Source organism: cyanobacterium endosymbiont of Epithemia clementina EcSB, assembly GCF_029919255.1.
Lineage (GTDB): Bacteria > Cyanobacteriota > Cyanobacteriia > Cyanobacteriales > Microcystaceae > Rippkaea.
Genome location: NZ_CP123991.1, coordinates 814,999 through 833,144 on the forward strand (window position 1 = coordinate 814,999; position 18,146 = coordinate 833,144).

14 protein-coding genes and 1 tRNA gene are annotated in these 18,146 nt (G+C 36.0%); 8 read left to right on the forward strand and 7 right to left on the reverse strand.

Annotated features, from left to right (window positions below):
- Positions 1-112 precede the first annotated feature (112 nt).
- Positions 113-301 carry a type 2 periplasmic-binding domain-containing protein gene (locus tag P3F56_RS10410; protein ID WP_405054774.1) on the reverse strand — a complete coding sequence of 63 codons (189 nt, stop codon included), beginning with the start codon at positions 299-301 and terminating at the stop codon, positions 113-115.
- Between the two features lie 538 nt (positions 302-839).
- Here P3F56_RS10410 and pstS point away from each other — a divergent pair.
- From pstS to pstB (P3F56_RS02715), 5 genes are all read left to right on the forward strand, one after another.
- On the forward strand, positions 840-2,000 hold the full coding sequence (pstS, locus tag P3F56_RS02695) for a phosphate ABC transporter substrate-binding protein PstS (RefSeq protein WP_281153269.1): 1,161 nt from the start codon (positions 840-842) through the stop codon (positions 1,998-2,000).
- A 225-nt stretch (positions 2,001-2,225) separates the two neighbouring features.
- On the forward strand, positions 2,226-3,194 hold the full coding sequence (gene pstC, locus P3F56_RS02700; RefSeq protein ID WP_281153270.1) for a phosphate ABC transporter permease subunit PstC: 969 nt from the start codon (positions 2,226-2,228) through the stop codon (positions 3,192-3,194).
- Between the two features lie 62 nt (positions 3,195-3,256).
- Positions 3,257-4,141 (forward strand): phosphate ABC transporter permease PstA, encoded by an 885-nt coding sequence (gene pstA / locus P3F56_RS02705; protein ID WP_281153271.1) that lies wholly within the window; start codon positions 3,257-3,259, stop codon positions 4,139-4,141.
- A 36-nt stretch (positions 4,142-4,177) separates the two neighbouring features.
- The gene (pstB, locus tag P3F56_RS02710; protein WP_281153272.1) at positions 4,178-4,987 is read left to right on the forward strand and encodes a phosphate ABC transporter ATP-binding protein PstB; all 810 of its coding nucleotides are present in this window, start codon (positions 4,178-4,180) and stop codon (positions 4,985-4,987) included.
- A 91-nt stretch (positions 4,988-5,078) separates the two neighbouring features.
- Positions 5,079-5,873, forward strand: coding sequence for a phosphate ABC transporter ATP-binding protein PstB (gene pstB / locus P3F56_RS02715; protein WP_281153273.1), 795 nt, complete (start codon positions 5,079-5,081; stop codon positions 5,871-5,873).
- Between the two features lie 825 nt (positions 5,874-6,698).
- Here the strand turns inward: pstB (P3F56_RS02715) and cobT are convergent.
- From cobT to P3F56_RS02730, 3 genes are all read right to left on the reverse strand, one after another.
- Positions 6,699-7,799: a nicotinate mononucleotide-dependent phosphoribosyltransferase CobT gene (gene cobT, locus P3F56_RS02720; RefSeq protein ID WP_281153274.1), complete on the reverse strand. Its 1,101-nt coding sequence runs from the start codon at positions 7,797-7,799 to the stop codon at positions 6,699-6,701.
- Positions 7,800-7,872: 73 nt separating this feature from the next.
- A complete protein-coding gene (locus P3F56_RS02725) occupies positions 7,873-8,655 on the reverse strand; it encodes a DUF2232 domain-containing protein (RefSeq protein WP_281153275.1) in 783 nt (260 codons plus the stop codon).
- A gap of 539 nt (positions 8,656-9,194) precedes the next feature.
- On the reverse strand, positions 9,195-9,359 hold the full coding sequence (locus P3F56_RS02730; RefSeq protein WP_281153276.1) for a hypothetical protein: 165 nt from the start codon (positions 9,357-9,359) through the stop codon (positions 9,195-9,197).
- A 367-nt stretch (positions 9,360-9,726) separates the two neighbouring features.
- Here P3F56_RS02730 and P3F56_RS02735 point away from each other — a divergent pair, with 367 nt between their 5' ends.
- Entirely contained in the window at positions 9,727-11,487 is a 1,761-nt protein-coding gene (locus tag P3F56_RS02735) for a hypothetical protein (protein WP_281153277.1), read from the forward strand.
- A gap of 38 nt (positions 11,488-11,525) precedes the next feature.
- On the opposite strand, the gene radA is transcribed toward P3F56_RS02735, so the two are convergent.
- Positions 11,526-13,076 (reverse strand): DNA repair protein RadA, encoded by a 1,551-nt coding sequence (gene radA / locus P3F56_RS02740; RefSeq protein WP_281153278.1) that lies wholly within the window; start codon positions 13,074-13,076, stop codon positions 11,526-11,528.
- A 235-nt stretch (positions 13,077-13,311) separates the two neighbouring features.
- On the opposite strand from radA, the gene rpaB reads away from it, so the two are divergent.
- Entirely contained in the window at positions 13,312-14,043 is a 732-nt protein-coding gene (rpaB, locus tag P3F56_RS02745) for a response regulator transcription factor RpaB (protein ID WP_281153279.1), read from the forward strand.
- Between the two features lie 109 nt (positions 14,044-14,152).
- Here rpaB and cbiD read toward each other — a convergent pair whose 3' ends face one another.
- Positions 14,153-15,289: a cobalt-precorrin-5B (C(1))-methyltransferase CbiD gene (gene cbiD / locus P3F56_RS02750; protein WP_281153280.1), complete on the reverse strand. Its 1,137-nt coding sequence runs from the start codon at positions 15,287-15,289 to the stop codon at positions 14,153-14,155.
- A gap of 47 nt (positions 15,290-15,336) precedes the next feature.
- The gene (gene trhO / locus P3F56_RS02755; RefSeq protein WP_281153281.1) at positions 15,337-16,179 is read right to left on the reverse strand and encodes an oxygen-dependent tRNA uridine(34) hydroxylase TrhO; all 843 of its coding nucleotides are present in this window, start codon (positions 16,177-16,179) and stop codon (positions 15,337-15,339) included.
- Between the two features lie 107 nt (positions 16,180-16,286).
- On the opposite strand from trhO, the gene P3F56_RS02760 reads away from it, so the two are divergent.
- Positions 16,287-16,359: transfer RNA gene (locus tag P3F56_RS02760), tRNA-Ala, on the forward strand.
- Positions 16,360-18,146: the final 1,787 nt, after the last annotated feature.

The window sequence follows — 18,146 nt, forward strand, 5'->3', positions numbered from 1 at the left end:
AGAACGATCAGGATAAGATAAATTAATTTGATTTTAGATAAATACCTTATTTTGAACTTTAAGCTCCTATATTTGTGCTAACTAACACTTTCAGGATATATATCCAAGTATTTTAAAGCTTGGCTACGACTGTGATCGCATCAAAAGCAATAGGAAGCTCAATGTAACGAACTGTATTGTCATTACAAAACTTCATTTCTGCAGAAGAAATGGGACGAGAGATTGCGTTGATGTCTGTTTTCCCTGTACAAGATTTTCTGAGTCCTCCCTTTGCCCCTGAAAAATTATTTTCTATGGTCAGATCTTTAACTTGCTTATGGACAGGTTATTTTTGATGGGTTTTTAACCCTACTTCAGTAATCGGAAAGACAGCACTTGAGGCATCTATGTTGATGGATTGAACATCATTAGAAATCACTTAAACTACAAGCTGGCATAACTGCTATAACTGCGATTACAATCGTTTCCTTCGTAACATCTAAAGAATCTTAGTTATTAAAAACTATAAATTTTATAGATTATCTTGCAATTTGTTTTCTATCAAAAATACAGTGACTATATGTACATTATTTTGTTATGTTTTTCAAACTATTTTTAGTAATCTTTTAAATTAAACTTAATTAAGAATTCAAGTTTTACCTAACAAAATCACACTACGATCTTAAAAGTTAAGAGCTAAGTTAAAAATAAACAAATAGTGAAGATTTATCTATTTTCCTCAGACAGTTTATTAAACCTAGACTAAGAACTGTATTTCTTAACCTATTGTTTACCCAAATTCGTTACCTTCTGTGTGAATGTTCATTGTGTAAGTAACTCAATTTACAAAATACCTAAATATGTTAAACTTTTTCAAACTCGAACAACGTCCTTTTCGTTTAATATCTTCTCTATCAATGTTGGCATTAATAGTAAGTTTAGGAGCTTGTAGTAGTAAGACTTATGATGATGGCTCTATCGAGGGAACGGCTACTAACATAAATAAACCTCCATTAGAAGGTAGGGTCACTCTGACCGGTGCAGGGGCATCTTTTCCCGCACCTCTCTATCAAAACTGGTTTGTTCAACTCAAGAGCAAAATTCCTGATCTTCAAGTTAACTATCAGTCTATAGGTAGTGGCGCAGGGGTAGAACAATTTACCACCGGAACGGTAGACTTTGGTGCTAGTGATGTAGCGATGAAAGATGAAGAAATTGCCAAAGTTTCTAGAGGGGTGATATTGCTCCCTATGACCGCCGGGAGTGTTGTAGTGGCTTACAATCTTCCTGGGGTCATAGGACTAAAATTGTCTCGGGAAGCCTATGTAGGAATCATGCAAGGCAGTATTACTAACTGGAGTGACCCCAAAATTGTTGAGGCTAACCCTGATTTAACCTTACCTAGTCAACCAATTACCGTCGTTCACCGTTCTGATGGAAGTGGAACCACTGAAGTCTTTACCAAGCATTTAAGTGCGATTAGTTCAGAGTGGGAAACTACGATCGGCCAAGGAAAAAGTGTGGAATGGCCTACCACTAAAGGAAAATTCATCGGTAGCAAAGGAAATGAAGGGGTAACTGCCACTGTTCAACACATTGAAGGAGCCATCGGCTATATTGAGTACGGCTATGCGAAGAATAATGGTTTAACTATGGCAGCCTTAGAAAACTTATCAGGAAACTATATAGAGCCCAGTGACGAGTCAGCCGAACATACTTTAGACGCGGTTACTCTTCCTGAAGATCTACGAGTCTTTATTACCGACCCTGAAGGAGATCAATCCTATCCTATTGTGACTTACACTTGGATGTTGGCTTACAAGCAATATGACGATCCCCAAAAAGCTATCGCCATGGAAGCTATGATTGAACATGCGTTAAACTATGGACAAGAAACCAGTAAAGAACTCGGTTATGTTGCATTGCCTCCTAGTGTCAAAAAGAAAGTAGCCGCGGCTGCTGATGTAATTAGCCCAGACTACACTATTGAGCTCAAACAAACAGACGATTTTCTAAATTGATGTTCTACATTGACTAGATGAAATCACTTATAGATTTTTCCTAGTCCTTTCTAAAAAACTAGATAACCTGAGTTCAGAGTTCAGGGATATTCCGGCGCAAGGATTCGGAATAGGTACTTTTGATTGCTACGAGTTTTCCGTGAACTTGGCTTATGCCGAACTCAGATGAACAAATTATCGAGTCAAACTGTTATTTTTTACTTTCGACTTGGTTATTCATTAATTATGATTGCACCTACCGCTTCTAAGTTTAAACAAACTGGAGTTGGCGTTCGCTCTGTTTTGGAGAAAACCTTCAATACTGGTTTTATTTGGCTAACCTTAGCCTTTGCCGTCAGTATTGGGTTAATTTTATTGGCTATTGCCATTGTGATCATTATGCGAGCCTGGCCAGCAATTCAAACCTACGGGGTTGGCTTTATTACCAACAGTGCTTGGAATCCTGTAGTAGGAAAGGAAAAATTCGGGGCGTTACCGGTTATTTACGGAACTCTGGTGAGTTCCTTCATTTCCCTATTCATTGCCGTTCCCTTAGGGATAGGAACGGCACTGTTTTTAAGTGAGAATTTTATCCCTCTTAAATTCCGTACACCCTTAGTACTCATGGTGGAATTGTTAGCGGCCATTCCTAGTGTGGTGTATGGGCTATGGGGTATTTTTGTCTTAATTCCTATTATCAACCCTATTAGTTCCTGGTTACATAACAACCTTGGCTGGGTACCCTTTTTTGCGACCCCTCCTGCTGGACCTGGAATGCTACCTGCGGGAATTGTCCTTTCTATTATGATTCTGCCTATCATAACGGCAGTTTCCCGTGATTCCTTAGCTTCTTTGCCCCCTGAATTACGCCAAGCTTCTTTAGGCTTGGGAGCAACTCGCTGGGAAACGATTTTTCGTGTGTTGATCCCATCAGCTATTTCGGGAATAGTTGGGGGAGTTATGTTAGCTCTTGGTCGTGCAATGGGGGAAACTATGGCGGTTACAATGATTATCGGAAATGCTAACAAAATTAGTATTTCTCTGCTCGAACCAGCAAACACTATCTCTTCTCTTTTAGCCAACCAATTTGCCGAAGCATCAGGAATGCAGATTTCTGCCCTGATGTATGCTGCCTTGGTCTTAATGGTGTTGACTCTAATTGTTAATATTGCAGCCGATTGCATTGTAACTCAAGTGCGAGCTAAGTATCAGTAAAAGACGAATGGCAAAAATTAGGCTTTCTCTCCCTTCTCTCTACCGCTTTACTCTTTAAAAAAATGACTGATTCAAGTGCCACCGAGATTGGTTTAAGTCTAAAAAAGAAACGAGGTAGTCCCCGGGCCCTATTTAACAGCTTTTGGACTGCTTTAGCCTCTTTATGTATGATTATTACCCTAATCCCATTAGTCGCGGTTCTTATCTTCGTGATGGTTCAGGGATTAGGGCAAGTTAACCTGGATTTGTTTACTAAGCTTCCCCCACCGCCTGGACTATCGCAAGGAGGTATTGCTAACGCTATTCTTGGAACCTTACTAACTGTAGGTTTAGCGACTCTTATTGCCGTTCCCATTGGGGTACTCACTGCCGTTTATCTATCGGAATTTAGCGCAGGGAATCAAATTGCCCAGTTGGTTCGTTTTGCGACCAATGTTCTTAGTGGAGTCCCTTCGATTATTGCTGGTATTTTCGCTTATGGTTTATTAGTCGCCACAAAAATCGTCGGTTTTTCCGCCGTTGCAGGAGGAGTAGCCTTAGCTGTATTGATGTTACCAACTATTATCCGGACAACGGATGAAGCCTTACAACTTGTTCCCCAAGAAATCCGTTGGGCAGCCTTTGGACTGGGAGCTTATAACTACCAAACAGTCTTAAAAATTGTTCTTCCTGCGGCTGTTCCTGCTATTTTAACTGGAGTAACCTTAGCGATTGCCCGTGCTGCAGGAGAAACAGCTCCCTTAATTTTTACTGCTTTGTTTTCTAACTTTTGGCCTAAAGGAATCTTTGAACCTATTGCTACTCTATCAGTGTTAGTTTATAACTATGCCATTGTTCCTTTTAAGCCCCAACAAGAATTAGCTTGGGCAGGGTCCTTAATTTTGGTCTTGTTAGTGTTAATTACCAGTGTAGGTGCTCGTTGGGCAACTCGACAGAAAACTTATTAATTGATGGTGAACAGTTAATAGTGATAGAGGACTTTGATGATAGATAACGAAATTTTGGATTCTATTAAGACAGAAACAGTTTTTAGCTTAGAAAATGTTAATATCTTCTACGGAGATTATCGCGCGGTTCGGGATGTTACTTTTACCATTCCCAAGAATAAAGTTACTGCTTTTATCGGTCCTTCAGGGTGTGGAAAAAGTACTATTCTACGGTGTTTAAATCGACTCAACGATTTAATCGAAATCTTTCACCTAACGGGAACCATTGCCTATCATGGACAAAATCTCTATGCCCCTGATATTGATCCTGTAGAAGTAAGAAAACGGATCGGAATGGTTTTCCAAAAACCAAATCCTTTCCCAAAAACTATTTACGATAACATCGTTTACGGAGCGAGGATAAATAACTATGAGGGAGATCTCGATGAGTTAGTGGAAACTTCCCTAAAACGCTCTGCCCTTTGGGATGAAGTTAAAGATAAATTACAAAATAATGGCTTTTCTTTATCAGGAGGACAACAACAACGTCTGTGTATTGCGAGAACTATTGCTGCTCAACCGGAAGTAGTTTTAATGGACGAACCCTGCTCAGCTCTTGACCCTATTTCGACCTTAAAAGTTGAAGAATTAATGCACGAACTTAAGGAACGGTACACTATTGTAATAGTTACTCACAACATGCAGCAAGCTACACGAGTAGCTGACTTAACTGCTTTTTTTAATACAGAAGCAACTCAGACAGGAAGCAAGGTGGGTTATCTTGTAGAATACGATACAACCGAGACTATTTTCGGTAGTCCTCGTCAACAGGATACCAAAAATTATATTAGTGGCCGATTTGGTTAGAAAAGATGAAGAGAGGAGAATAGGGAATAGGTAAAAACTATATAGTTAATTTTTACAAACTTCAACATTGTAAGGGAGTTTAACAAAAATCATGGTAGCTGATATAGCAACAGAAACAGTTTTAAAAACCCAAAAACTTAGTGTTTTTTACGGTACTAATTTAGCCGTAAAGGAGGTTTCCTTAGATATTCCTAAAAATAAAGTGGTAGCTTTTATTGGTCCTTCAGGTTGCGGAAAAAGTACTGTTCTCCGTTGTTTTAATCGGATGAACGATCTAATCCCCAGTGCTAGAATTGATGGCAAAATAACCTTCAAGGGAAGCGATATTTATGCAGATAAAGTTGACCCTATAGACTTACGTTGTCGCATTGGCATGGTATTTCAAAAACCAAATCCTTTTCCCAAATCTATTTACGAAAATATTGCGTTTGGAGCAAGAATAAATGGATTTAAGGGGGATATGGATGAATTAGTAGAAATATCCTTAAAAAAAGCCGTAATATGGGATGAAACTAAAGATAAATTAATGCAAAGTGGGCTTGCTCTATCGGGAGGACAACAACAACGTCTGTGTATTGCGAGAACCATCGCTGTCAAACCAGAAGTAATCTTGATGGATGAACCATGTGCCGCCCTTGATCCCATTTCCACCCTTAAAATCGAAGAACTAATTCACGAATTGAAGCAACAATACACTATTGTGATTGTTACTCACAATATGCAACAAGCATCACGGGTATCCGATTTTACCGCCTTTTATAATGTAGAAGCTACTGATAAAGAAGAAAAAGTCGGGTATTTAGCAGAATATAACGAAACAAAAGTTATTTTTCAAAATCCTGCCCAGGAAACAACGAGGGATTATGTAAGTGGACGGTTTGGTTAAAACTTGGATAGGCTCTTGGTGTATTTATGTATGGCACTCAAAAAATCCGATACTTTGCATAGTGGATTAGACACTCCTTAGTATTGAGGAACAATGAATAAGTTTTTATTTGTACCGTAACCTGCCAAAGTCAGTGTTGTAAATGATTGCACTGTTCGTCCCAAACTTTCGGGAGAGATCAATTGATCTATAGCAGATAAAAATAAGAGATAAGAAAACTAATCTGGATACTTTCTGTTGTTACTTTTTTCGATCAAAACAATTTGATTAGATTAATAGTAAACTAAAAACAAGATTAAGTAACATATCCTCTTTTAATAAAGTCCCATAATCATTTAATATTTTGACTTCTCTACCTTATTAATAGATTTCTACTTGTTGATCTTTTAAATTAATTAACTTTTCTAAATATTGTTTAATCATTCATTAATTTTTTTTATTTCTTAAGGGTTTTAATCTTCATTAATAGAAGAAATATTTATAGTTCTTTTAGGTTTAAATAGTTCCATTTTTCTAAAGTTATCCAAGCATTATCAGGGGCTCTATCTACGCCATTGGTGAGCTTAAAACTTTTTAATCAATTGAAAAGTGGATTTTAAATGGATTGTTTTGATATTGATTTCCAATTTTTGCCGTATTTACAGTATTTTTCTTTGTTACTTCTCTTATTGATCGCATAATTATAGGGTGTCAATCTAGATTTCTTTCAAATTGTAAATCTCGGTTATCTTCGCAAAGTTGATGGAATTATTTATTAGTAAGTTTAAAGGACTCAAGCCTAACTTCCAGATGATTAACTCTCATAGTTATATTGAATATTGATTTTTAGTCTTTTTTAGCACTTACTATAGATTCAATTGCCTGTAGTAATTTTTCCTGATTCCATTGATAGGATAAACTAGCGGCGATTGCACATCCTCCAGCCCCGGCGCCCTCTTTAACAAACCCTTGTTCGTACACTGATAATTGAGGATAGAAAGACTTAGCAAAACTCAATTGAGTCCCTAACAGGGGTACCTCATTGATCATCTTAGCTAATCCTACTGTATCCCCTGTAGAATCTTCGGCGACCCAACGAGTTGTTCCTACTATAATTTGGTCTAGATTAGCTTTATTTTGAAAATTTTTAATAATTGCTTTTATTAAGGCATAAACTGCTAACATTTGGGTTCCTCCAGCTAAAAGTACTCCTATGCGATGGCTAGCGGTGATTGCCATACCTGCTGCCACAATTTGCATAGGATCACCCACTGCGGCAACAAGAGAAAATGGATTAATCGGCTGTAAAATAGGGTAAAGTCCGGCTTTAGTAAGTCCCATTCTAACAATAGACCATTTTTGCTCATGATTGCATTTAGAATGACTACTATTAACTTTTCCGATGGCATTAAAGCCTAATCCTGTGAGAATGGCCAGGGCAGTAGTAGTTCCTCCCACGACACATTCACTCAAAATTAAATAGGAATTGGGGTATTTTCTAGCTATTTTTTCCCCCCATCGCAACCCTTGTTGAAATAGACCATTAATTACAGTTAAAGGTAAAGCTTTTCCTGTTGTAACACAATTGGCAGTAATACCTTTTAAATTAAAATTAGGAACGGAGGGAGGGAAGGGTAAACCGGCATTAAACAGATAAATAGGAATATTAAGAGTTTCTAGAATAGCGCGGGTAATAAATACTGGTGAAACTCCTTTAGTTAAGGGAGGTAAAGGATGTTGATAATGAGATTGAATCCCCTTAAATAAAAATTCTGCATCGGCGATCGCAGTATATTTTCGGTCTTCTGGCGTAGCCCCAGCCGCAGAAATTCCTGGAATTAATCCTGTCGATGTAAACCCTAAAATGCAAGCAAAAACTGGCTCATAATTTTGATTAGATTCCAGCCATTGGTTACCTTTTTTTTGTTGTGTATAAACTTGAATCACTTATCTTTAGATACCCATTAAAAAAATAAATCTAAAAATCGCCTTTAACCTACTTTAGATCTGTATTAATTACTTATTGCTTATAATCCACAATTATTTGTATCCATCTTGGAGGTTGAGGGATAGGATTTCCTAGCTTCTCTAATACTAATAAAGCTACTAAATGAACAGCAGATAAATAGATTAAACTATTTAAAATAACTAATCCAATAGTCAGTAACTGAATCAAAGAAAAACTAGGTTGAGATAAAATTCCTGATTTAATAAATAACCATTGAGCCAATTCAGTAATTTGGATAATCATATACTGCCATAAATCTTCTCCTAATAAAATTGAAAATAACCAGAAACGAAAAAAGAAGCCAAATGTCCCAATTAACGCCCCTGTTACCATAGAAAATAGCCAACTTGTCCTCCGTCGCCAACAATACCCCAATTGAACTCCCATCAAACCATAGGGCATCAAAAAAACAACACTACGGGTAGGTCCCATTAAAACTGTTAATAATAACCCAGATACTAATGCTCCCATCCAAGCGGCGCGATGTCCCCATCTTAGATAAATTAAAGCAATAGGAATAGGAAAGAAAATTCTTAAAAAAGGACCGAGGGGAAAATAATAATTAATCAACCAAATTAAGCTACAAGCACTAGCTAAAAAAGCTGTTTCTACTATTGCTAAAGTACTACTTTCTTTAATTTTAGACAGGGATAAAGGTTGAACATTTTTGAGGTTAGACACAGGCACAGTAACTGTTTCTTGAGTGTCATCATCAACCCAATTAGACTCACTATTCGTTAAAGCATTAGATTCCAAATCAGATCCTGGATTAGCATTATCAGAAGAGTAGTTCATTAAAGAAAATCATCTCATTGAAATTTTTAGAACAAACTAAGTAATCATTTGTTCTAAGTCATACATATTCTAATTTTTCTAGACTTAGTATAATACATATTAGTAGCTAATAACTTCTAAAACTATTATTGTGAGTGTATTCTACAACTTTAAAAAATGATTGCTGTAAAAATTAAGTCCTTCTAATTTTGAAATCCTTGCAAAGTAAAACTTTCAGTTTTTAAAATTATGATTTTTTCACAGCTAGTCTCGCGAAGACTGTATTAGTAATACTACAGAATATCGTGTGTTCCCGTAATTATATCTTTGTTTCTAATTTTGTAAGTGACCGCGTTACGGTTGTCCTCACCAATTCACTAATACTACTTAATTCTCGATGTGGTAAGTCAGTAATTTTATGTCGTATTTAGTTGTTTCTCTTCGTCCATTTACTAAAAATAATAGGGTATCAGCTACTCGCAATGAACTATCTATCGGTTTTACGTACGTAAACAAGGTCATTGGTTTAGTTACCATAAACGTTGAGCAATCACTTGTGCTCAAGGAATGTCTATTACCAGATCTTTATGAAGAAGACTAAGACTAATAAATTTCCAAGTAGGAATACTGCTAACAGTCATAGTTGTTAAGCTAACAGCACCTGTAGAATGAGAAATCTCTTCTAAAGTAGTTACTTCTCCTCTATCAATGATATTGAAAGTCACTTTTTTTCCTTCAACACTATGAGTCTGGATTTTTGCCCAATCTTCTTAAGATGAGATAAACTGAGCTACTCCAATCATTTTCTATAAGAATTACTACATTAAGGAGTTAGCTACAGATAACACAAGATATAATGACAAGTTCCCAATTTTTCTCCGTTAATCTAGCAAAGAAACAATAATTTTTCCACAATCATTTAATATCGAGGTTTTTATTATAGTGGTAGTTTTTATCTTTTATCTAATACTCAAGCGGATTTTCGATCTATCTGTTATGCTAAGCCTAGCAAAAATTGTCAGCCTAATTGTTAACTTTTAAAAGTTAGTTTGTTCTGTTTAATTTTTTTTGAGAGATCTTTAGCGAGTAACTGTGATTTTTCAAGACGATCTTGCCATCTTGATTGCTGACCTTGAGGAAATTCTCTGGGATAGTCAGTTATCAGAAGATTCAGGCGTGTTGGCCTTCTTAGAGAGAGTACGGTATTATTTGCTCACTCATCAATCTTATTGGAAGCCTGAAAATTATCAAAAAAGGTCTGAAAGACTAACCGAAGATATTTTAAAAAGACTAGAGACCCAAATAATACCATGGGTACAATCTGTGGAAAATGACCTAGAAAATTTACGCGACCAAAAACAGTTCCTGCTTCAAGAAATTCGGCAGTTAGAACATAAACGAAAACAAATGATGTCTGAGTTTTCAGAAGAGTTAACTATCGGTTGCACTCAAGTTATCGAAGGACAATCTTCTAAGTCTCAAAAAAGTGACTGTTTCGGTAAGGGTTCCTTAAACAATCTTTCAGTTTCTCCCGAAATGTCTTCAGAAAGGTCAGCAGGTCATATAGAAGCCCTAGGAAAAATTTTAGACAGTCCTGGACAGGACTTACAAACCTATTCTGATTGTCTAGCTCAAGAAATCGAAAGAATACATAATTTTGGAGAGCAAGGGGAAGCTAAATTTTTAGCCTATTCTAATCGCTTGCAGCAACAATTAGAAGCAACAGTGGGTAGGACTACCTTAGCTTCGTCACTTCCCAAACAATCTGCCAGGGTAAAGTCTACTCGGGAAAAATGGTTTTTAGGAATTGATTTGACTTCTGAGCAATTGATGGCTGTTTTGTTGGGATTTAGCGCTAAAATTAGTCCGAATACAGCAATTTCCACTTTAGAAGAAAAAGTTAACCTTTCGTCAGTTACATCTTCTAATATGATGAATCCTTTAGCTAGATGGAAACCAGCCTTAAAGACTCTCAAAACTCAGTTAATGGCTCAAACAACCTCTTTAATTGTAGGGGAAACAGAATATTCTGTAACTCAGATCATGAATAAATTGCAGGGAGTTATTATAGTTTGTCCTAGTCAATGGAATTTGGTTGATCGCACTCAACTTCAAAGTCTAATCTCAGATATTTACTCTTTGTCCACTTCAGATCAGATTATCTGGGTCCCTAAAGCAATAGCTGTTGCTTTGAGTTATCTTTCTCTTGCTGAAACAACAACAAACACCTTGATTATTGATGTGGGAGAAACCATGACAGAATTAGCTTTAGTAAATGTTAAAAACCCCTTTTCTAGTTTGATTAGTAGACAATTAGACTATGGTTTTCAATCGATCAATCAAGATATTTTATGTCAACTTATTTATCCTCAATGGCAACCTCAAATCACTAAAATATTTTCCAGTATAGAACCATATTTTCCACAAGTAGGAAGTACTGACTTATCCTTACGTGAAGCTTTTAGTCAAAAATTAAAAAATCATCCTTTAGGGAATGTTTGTCTAGAAGTAGCTCAGTTAACTCGACTTATTTTAAAACAACAAGATAGTTTTGTTTCTTCGTTAGGAGAAAAGTCTTGGGGCGTAACTCGTCAGGAATTTATACAGCAGATTGTTACTCACTGGATTGAAAGATTAAATGAAACTTCAAACAGTCTTTTTAGTTTAGGAGAAACTTCTCAAGATGGAATAGGACAGATTATTATTTTGGGAAAAGAAATAGAGACAGTTGATTATATTTTATCTACTTGGTTACAGAAAAAATTTTTTCATAAAACTGTTATTTTAAAGTCCCAAAAACAATTAGAAAATCAACTAACTCAAGGATTAGTTTACATACTGAATTTTATTTAAATAAACAATGCACAACAGCTTACAGAGCTCAATTAATACTAATCCTCTTGTTCTTCATTTTGTTCTTCATTAGAATCTAGTATTTCTTCTCCTAATTTATATTGGGGCGGAATGGCCGCAATAATAGCATCAATCACTTTATTAATCGCAATAATTTCTAGTCCGATATCATCAGCAAAAGTCTGACCTTTAGGCACAATTGCTCGTTTAAAGCCTAACTTAGCTGCTTCTTTAAGACGCAGTTCCATTTGGGACACCAACCGAACTTGTCCCCCTAACCCAACTTCGCCAATCAAGACAGTGCGAGGATCAACCACCCGATCACGAAAACTTGCCACCACAGCAATCGCAACTCCCAAGTCAGCGGCAGGTTCTTCCACCCCTAACCCACCGGCGGAGGCCACATAAACATCTAATTTTGATAACGGAATCCCTACCCGCTTCTCCAAGACAGCTAAAATCTGTTGTAGGCGACTATAATCAACTCCAGTAGTGGAACGACGAGGGGAAGAATAACTTGTAGGACTGACTAATGCTTGCAACTCTACCACTAAAGGACGAGTTCCCTCACAAGCAACCACCGTGGCGGTTCCTGGAGCAAATTCATCACGGTTGCCTAGAAATAATTCCGAGGGGTTAAGAACTTCTACTAACCCGTGTTCGGCCATTTCAAAAATTCCGATTTCATGAGTCGCCCCAAAGCGATTTTTAACTGATCTGAGAAGACGATGGGAAGCATAGCGATCACCCTCAAAATATAGGACTGTATCGACTAAATGTTCAAGCACTCTTGGTCCTGCAATCGCCCCTTCTTTAGTTACGTGACCAACAATTAGTAGAGTAATATTCTCCCGTTTAGCTACTTGCATCAAAGCTGAAGTACACTCACGGACTTGGGCGACTGAACCGGGGGCTGAAGTTAAGGCAGCAAAATAGAGAGTTTGGATACTATCAATAACAGCGACTTGTGGCTTTAACGATTCTAACTCTCGCAGAATTTCTTCCAAATCTGTTTCTGGTAAAATGTAAAGGTTAGCATTGGTGTTATTTATCTCTGAATCTGCTGATTTGGGAGGTTTGAGTTCTTGACCATTACTGTCAAAATAAGTGGTCGTTGTCGTTTCTTTTACCCCTAACCGAGAAGCTCTTAATTTTACCTGTTGTCCTGATTCTTCAGCAGATACATAGAGAATGCGGGGTAATCTTTGGGACAGTTGATTAGCCGTTTGTAGCAATAGAGTCGATTTTCCGATTCCTGGATCACCTCCAATTAAAACAAGAGAACCAGGAACTACACCCCCACCGAGAACTCGGTCTAATTCCTCATATCCGGATGGAAACCTAAATTGTTCCTCTTGGGTAATTTCCGAAAACGGAACTGAAATTCGGGGTTTAGGGAACGTGGTGGGAGTATTCTGCGAACGGGTGTTAGATTGCCATCCTCCCCGTAAAATTCCCCCTGATAGACTGGAGTTAATAACTTGTTCTTCCAGAGTCCCATAAACTCCACAACTAGGGCATTTACCAAACCACTGAGGAGATTCTGCGCCACAGGCACTGCAAATATGAATAGTCCGAGATTTTGCCATAATGCCTTTTTTAAGAAAGGTTAAAAAAACTTAAAAAACCAGCTGGTTCGAGTCCAAAATAATTAGAAAATGATAAGGGGTATGCTGTTTCATTATCCCGTTTAAAATCGTTACTACGGGGAAAAAGATCTATAGTTATTGACTTAATCATAATGGGAAAGCGATATTCTGAAAACAGAAACGTCGCTATGTAACTTAAAAGTCAGAGATTTTACATTAAGGAGTATTGGAGAAATTGGAAATTCATAAAGAGAAAATTCTGGTAGTTGATGATGAAGCCAGCATCCGTCGCATTTTAGAAACTCGTTTGTCTATGATTGGTTATGATGTGGTCACAGCTGCCGATGGAGAAGAAGCCTTAGACACTTTTCATAAAGCTGATCCTGATTTAGTTGTTCTGGATGTCATGATGCCTAAGCTTGATGGTTATGGTGTCTGTCAGGAATTACGCAAAGAATCCGACATCCCCATCATCATGTTAACTGCTTTAGGAGATGTTGCTGATCGCATTACAGGGTTAGAGTTGGGAGCTGATGATTATGTAGTTAAACCTTTTTCCCCTAAGGAATTAGAAGCGAGAATTAGATCCGTGTTGCGACGGGCTGACAAGAATGGAACTCCGGGAATTCCCAGTTCAGGGGTCATTCATATCGGGTTAATTAGAATTGATACCAACAAACGTCAAGTTTACAAAGGGGATGAACGCATCCGCTTGACGGGGATGGAATTTAGTTTATTAGAGCTGTTAGTCAGTCGATCAGGTGAGCCTTTTTCTCGTTCAGAAATTCTACAGGAAGTCTGGGGATATACTCCCGAACGCCATGTGGATACCCGTGTAGTAGATGTTCATATTTCCCGTCTCAGGGCAAAATTAGAGGATGATCCGAGCAATCCTGAATTGATTCTGACGGCTAGAGGAACTGGCTATCTCTTTCAACGTATTTTAGAATCAGGAGAAGAGTTTTGACCATTTCCCGTCAAGCTAAAGCTGTGGCGGGGACAAAATACTCAGTTTCTGTGTAATGTGTAAAGTTAATTTCTGATTTGGTGTGCGGAGATCGTATACGGTATTTTCGCTACTTGCAAACTTCACTACTCATAATTAGTTTTCCGTGATTGCTGCTGACAATGATAGAGCGGTCACGTCCGAACAAGACTGATCCCACTCTCACATCAACGTCAGCATGTTTACGAATATAAGCTTGACTTTTTTGATCAATCGTCTGAGCTATAGATTGATAGATTTTTTCAGTCCAATTACTTCCTGTTTGTTCATCACAATCCCGCAATAATTTTAATCCATTTTCCGTAGTAGAACTTTTTAAAAGCTGTTGTAACTTAGTAGTTGGGCAACCTATTTTAGCTCCATGAGCAACTAATATTTCTAATCTTCCATCAGCTAAATGATGATGAGTATGGAAAATTCCTCCAGCTAATTTGATTAACTTGCCGTGATAACCAAACAGTAGAAGAGAAGCTACTTTTTGAAATCCAGCCGTTACTAATAAAGGGCCTAGCCAATTTGCCGTCTTAATTATTATTTTAGGATTTATTTTTTGTTTTCTCGCTAACTCTAAGCCATTTTCCCCTAAACAAAATACTAAACTATTAAACTGTTTAGCTTTGGCAATTAATTCCTCCTGATATGCTGTTAATTGATTGGCAGCAGTTAAGGGCTGAGAAATGCCAGTAGTTCCTAACAGAGAAAGTCCTTTGACTACCCCAAATGACTCATTAGATGTCCTTCTAGCTAATTTTTTTCCTTCCGGTAAAATAATAGTTACAATAATACTCTCTGTGGGCTTAAGATATTTTTTAAGATTTTCCTGTAACACTTTTTTTGCATAGCTATAAATAGCATGTTCCCCATTATTATTAGTCTGGATACCAATTCCCTCACCTCCTTTAACAAGAATTTGCTTATAAGAATTGGCTTTAGTTTGTTCAGCTAATTCAACTAATACCCAAATTGGAGTATTTCTAGTTAAATCTAAATTATCTCCTGGATCACTTCTAGTAATTGCTAAAGCTGAATTTAGTCCAATTTTAGCTACTTGTTCAATCGGAATATTAACTACTTGAGACGGTTCAATTAAATCCACAGAGACAATATTTTTAATATCTTTGTCTTGGAGATGGCTTAAAGCAGCGATTGCCGATGCGCAAGCAAATACAGGTAACGTATAGCCGGAACGAGGTAATTTATTAATCATTGTTTATTTCGTTGATTAGCCAACTTTAATTGCCGTTGTTTTTCTCGTTAACGTTCGATTTTTTGGGTGGTTAAATCAGAAATACAATGAGAAGAAGAGACTCCATATTCATAGTTCAAAGATAGTGTTTCTCTCTCAGAAATCGGATAACCACAGCTAAGACACATTTCATAATGTCCTTTTTCTAAATTATGTTTAACCGCCACCCGTTTATCAAAAACGAAACATTCTCCATCCCACAAACTTTGTTCGGATTGTACTTTTTCTAAATATTTTAAAATTCCCCCTTTGAGGTGATAGACTTTATTAAAACCTTTATTTATTAACAAAGAAGTCGCTTTTTCACAACGAATTCCTCCTGTACAAAACATAGCTACTTGTTTATGTTTAAATGGATTAAGATTCTGAGCAACATAGTTAGGAAATTCTCGAAAAGAATTAATATTAGGATTAATTGCACCTTTAAAGCTTCCCATCTCGACCTCATAATTATTACGGGTATCAATAACCAAAATTTCTGGATCAGAAATTAAATTATTCCAGTCATTATAATCAACATAAGTACCGACCTTTTCAAGCGGATTAATCTCTGGAATTCCCAGAGTAACAATCTCTTTTTTTAGTCGAACTTTAGTCCGTTTAAACGGTAAACTCTTTATAGAGGCTTCTTTTGTTTCTAAGTCAGTTAAGCGAGGATCACAACGTAAGTAAGCTATCACAGCATCAAGTCCCTGACGAGACCCCGCAATTGTTCCGTTTATTCCTTCTTGGGCTAATAATATTGTGCCTTTAATGGCTTTTTGGTAGCAAAGTTCTAGTAAAGGTTTTTGCTTTGTCTCAAAATCTGTTAGTGTCACGAATTTATAGAAGGTAGCGACAATTTGATTCATGGTAGGTTGGCTTGAAAAAACTTGTTATTTTAAAGATTCTATGTGTATAATAGCGGAGGTGGATGAGTTGTTGGAGACTTCTCACAAATTGTCTGCTCGATTAGCTTGGGGGTATAGCTCAGTTGGTAGAGCGCCTGCTTTGCAAGCAGGACGTCAGCGGTTCAAGTCCGCTTACCTCCATCAAGACATGCTTTAATGAGTTGTCTTTTGGATATTGTCTTTCGGTATTGTCTGTTTTCAGTGGAAAAACTGCCAGGTTTTATTTTTTTACAAGAGACCCGGTATTTGGCCAACTGAGTCCAGAATAGTGCTATGAAATTGGGGTTATTGATTTAGATGTTGCTATGACCGTTTAGATCCTTGAATGAAGTGAGACAAGCACTTCTAAGCAACTCAACAAGTCAAGATCAGTATATCCCATTTTTTAAAAAAAGTAGCACCAAGCTAACATTAAATTGAGACCATTAACCCGTAATTGTTTTTTGATACTAAGTAACTTATAGTTCCAAAATTAGAGGTATTTCATCGAAAGTCACTAAAGTAGCCTTCCTAAAAGTTTTAGCTCTTCTAGATTAAGTATGATGATTTACTAGCTAATAATAACTGCTAAAACTTGTATTTTAACTGTTTTGCAACTTCAAAAACTTAATTTATCATGGCAGAACTTTGAACTTTTATTTACTACAAAGTTGTCCAAATTGGGTTAGAAAAGTAATAATTTTTTGATAGGATTTATTTCAATAACGATTATTATCACAACGACACTGACAGCATCAACATAATAAAAATTTCGTTGTATTGTTCATTGTAAATGTGAATGAGAACAAAAGTATAAATATTATGTTTAAATGTAAGAGGATAGAAAGTTTAAAAAATAAAGATTAGGTGAAACTTTTAGAAAATATAATCATAAAAACAATTTGATCGAAGAATATATTAAATATCTTAAATAGTTTTCATAAAAAAATAGAACTACTTAACAATAACCAACAATATTTTAATTTTTTAGACTTCTAAGAAATAGTTAAAATTTCAACTAAAGAGCTGGAGATAGAAGAAAATAAAAGTGAAAATTAAAATTGTTCTGTCTCCTAAAAAAAGTAGAAAATATAGTTTTTTATATAAAAGAAAATTTTAGCTACAAAACACTGTAAAGATAAAAAAATACTGCAATTATTCTTGATGATTACTCAGTTTATATAAGTAGTTGAGTTAAAAATAAACTGAAATAATCTGAAAAAAGATCACATCTATTTTTTCTACACTGATAGTATAATCATCAATCTGTAAATTACCGATATAGTCTAATTGTCCATAATCAAATACCTATGCTAAATCCTGGTCTAAAATAATTTTATAAAAAATAAAAATTAAGATCCTATTATTTAGTAGAGAAATAGTTGCTAAACTATAAGTATCATAAATTAAAAAATCACTATTAACACCATAACTAATAGAAGTCTTATTAAGATTTAATTTTTTCTAAAAAAAGAAGAAAAAATTTAAATTTACCTCAACGTAAGCGTTAAAAGTATACAGATAAATTTTGAGTATCAATCATCGCTTTGCTAGAAAGTTAAATAATTATTTAAAATAAAAATATTCTTATAATAAGTTTGATTTTTAAATCAAATCAAACTAGACTAAATATTTTTTACTTGTTTAACTTATTCCTACTTAATTTATACTTATGACCTCAATTTTTTAACTTAGTTTAATGAAGAATTACAAAATCTTAAAATACCTAGTATCCCCATACTCAAGTTTTAAATGAAATAGAAGTAGATATAATAGCAGCTTATATTTATAATTGGTTCAGCCACCAGCCAAGTCTATCACATTCACAAAATAAGTATTAGAAATTTTTCTTGGGCATAGAAAGCCGTCAATTCTAAGATTTATCGCTATCAACTTAGGTGTAATTAATATAGGAATATCTATACAGATTTTAAAAAATAAATTATTTA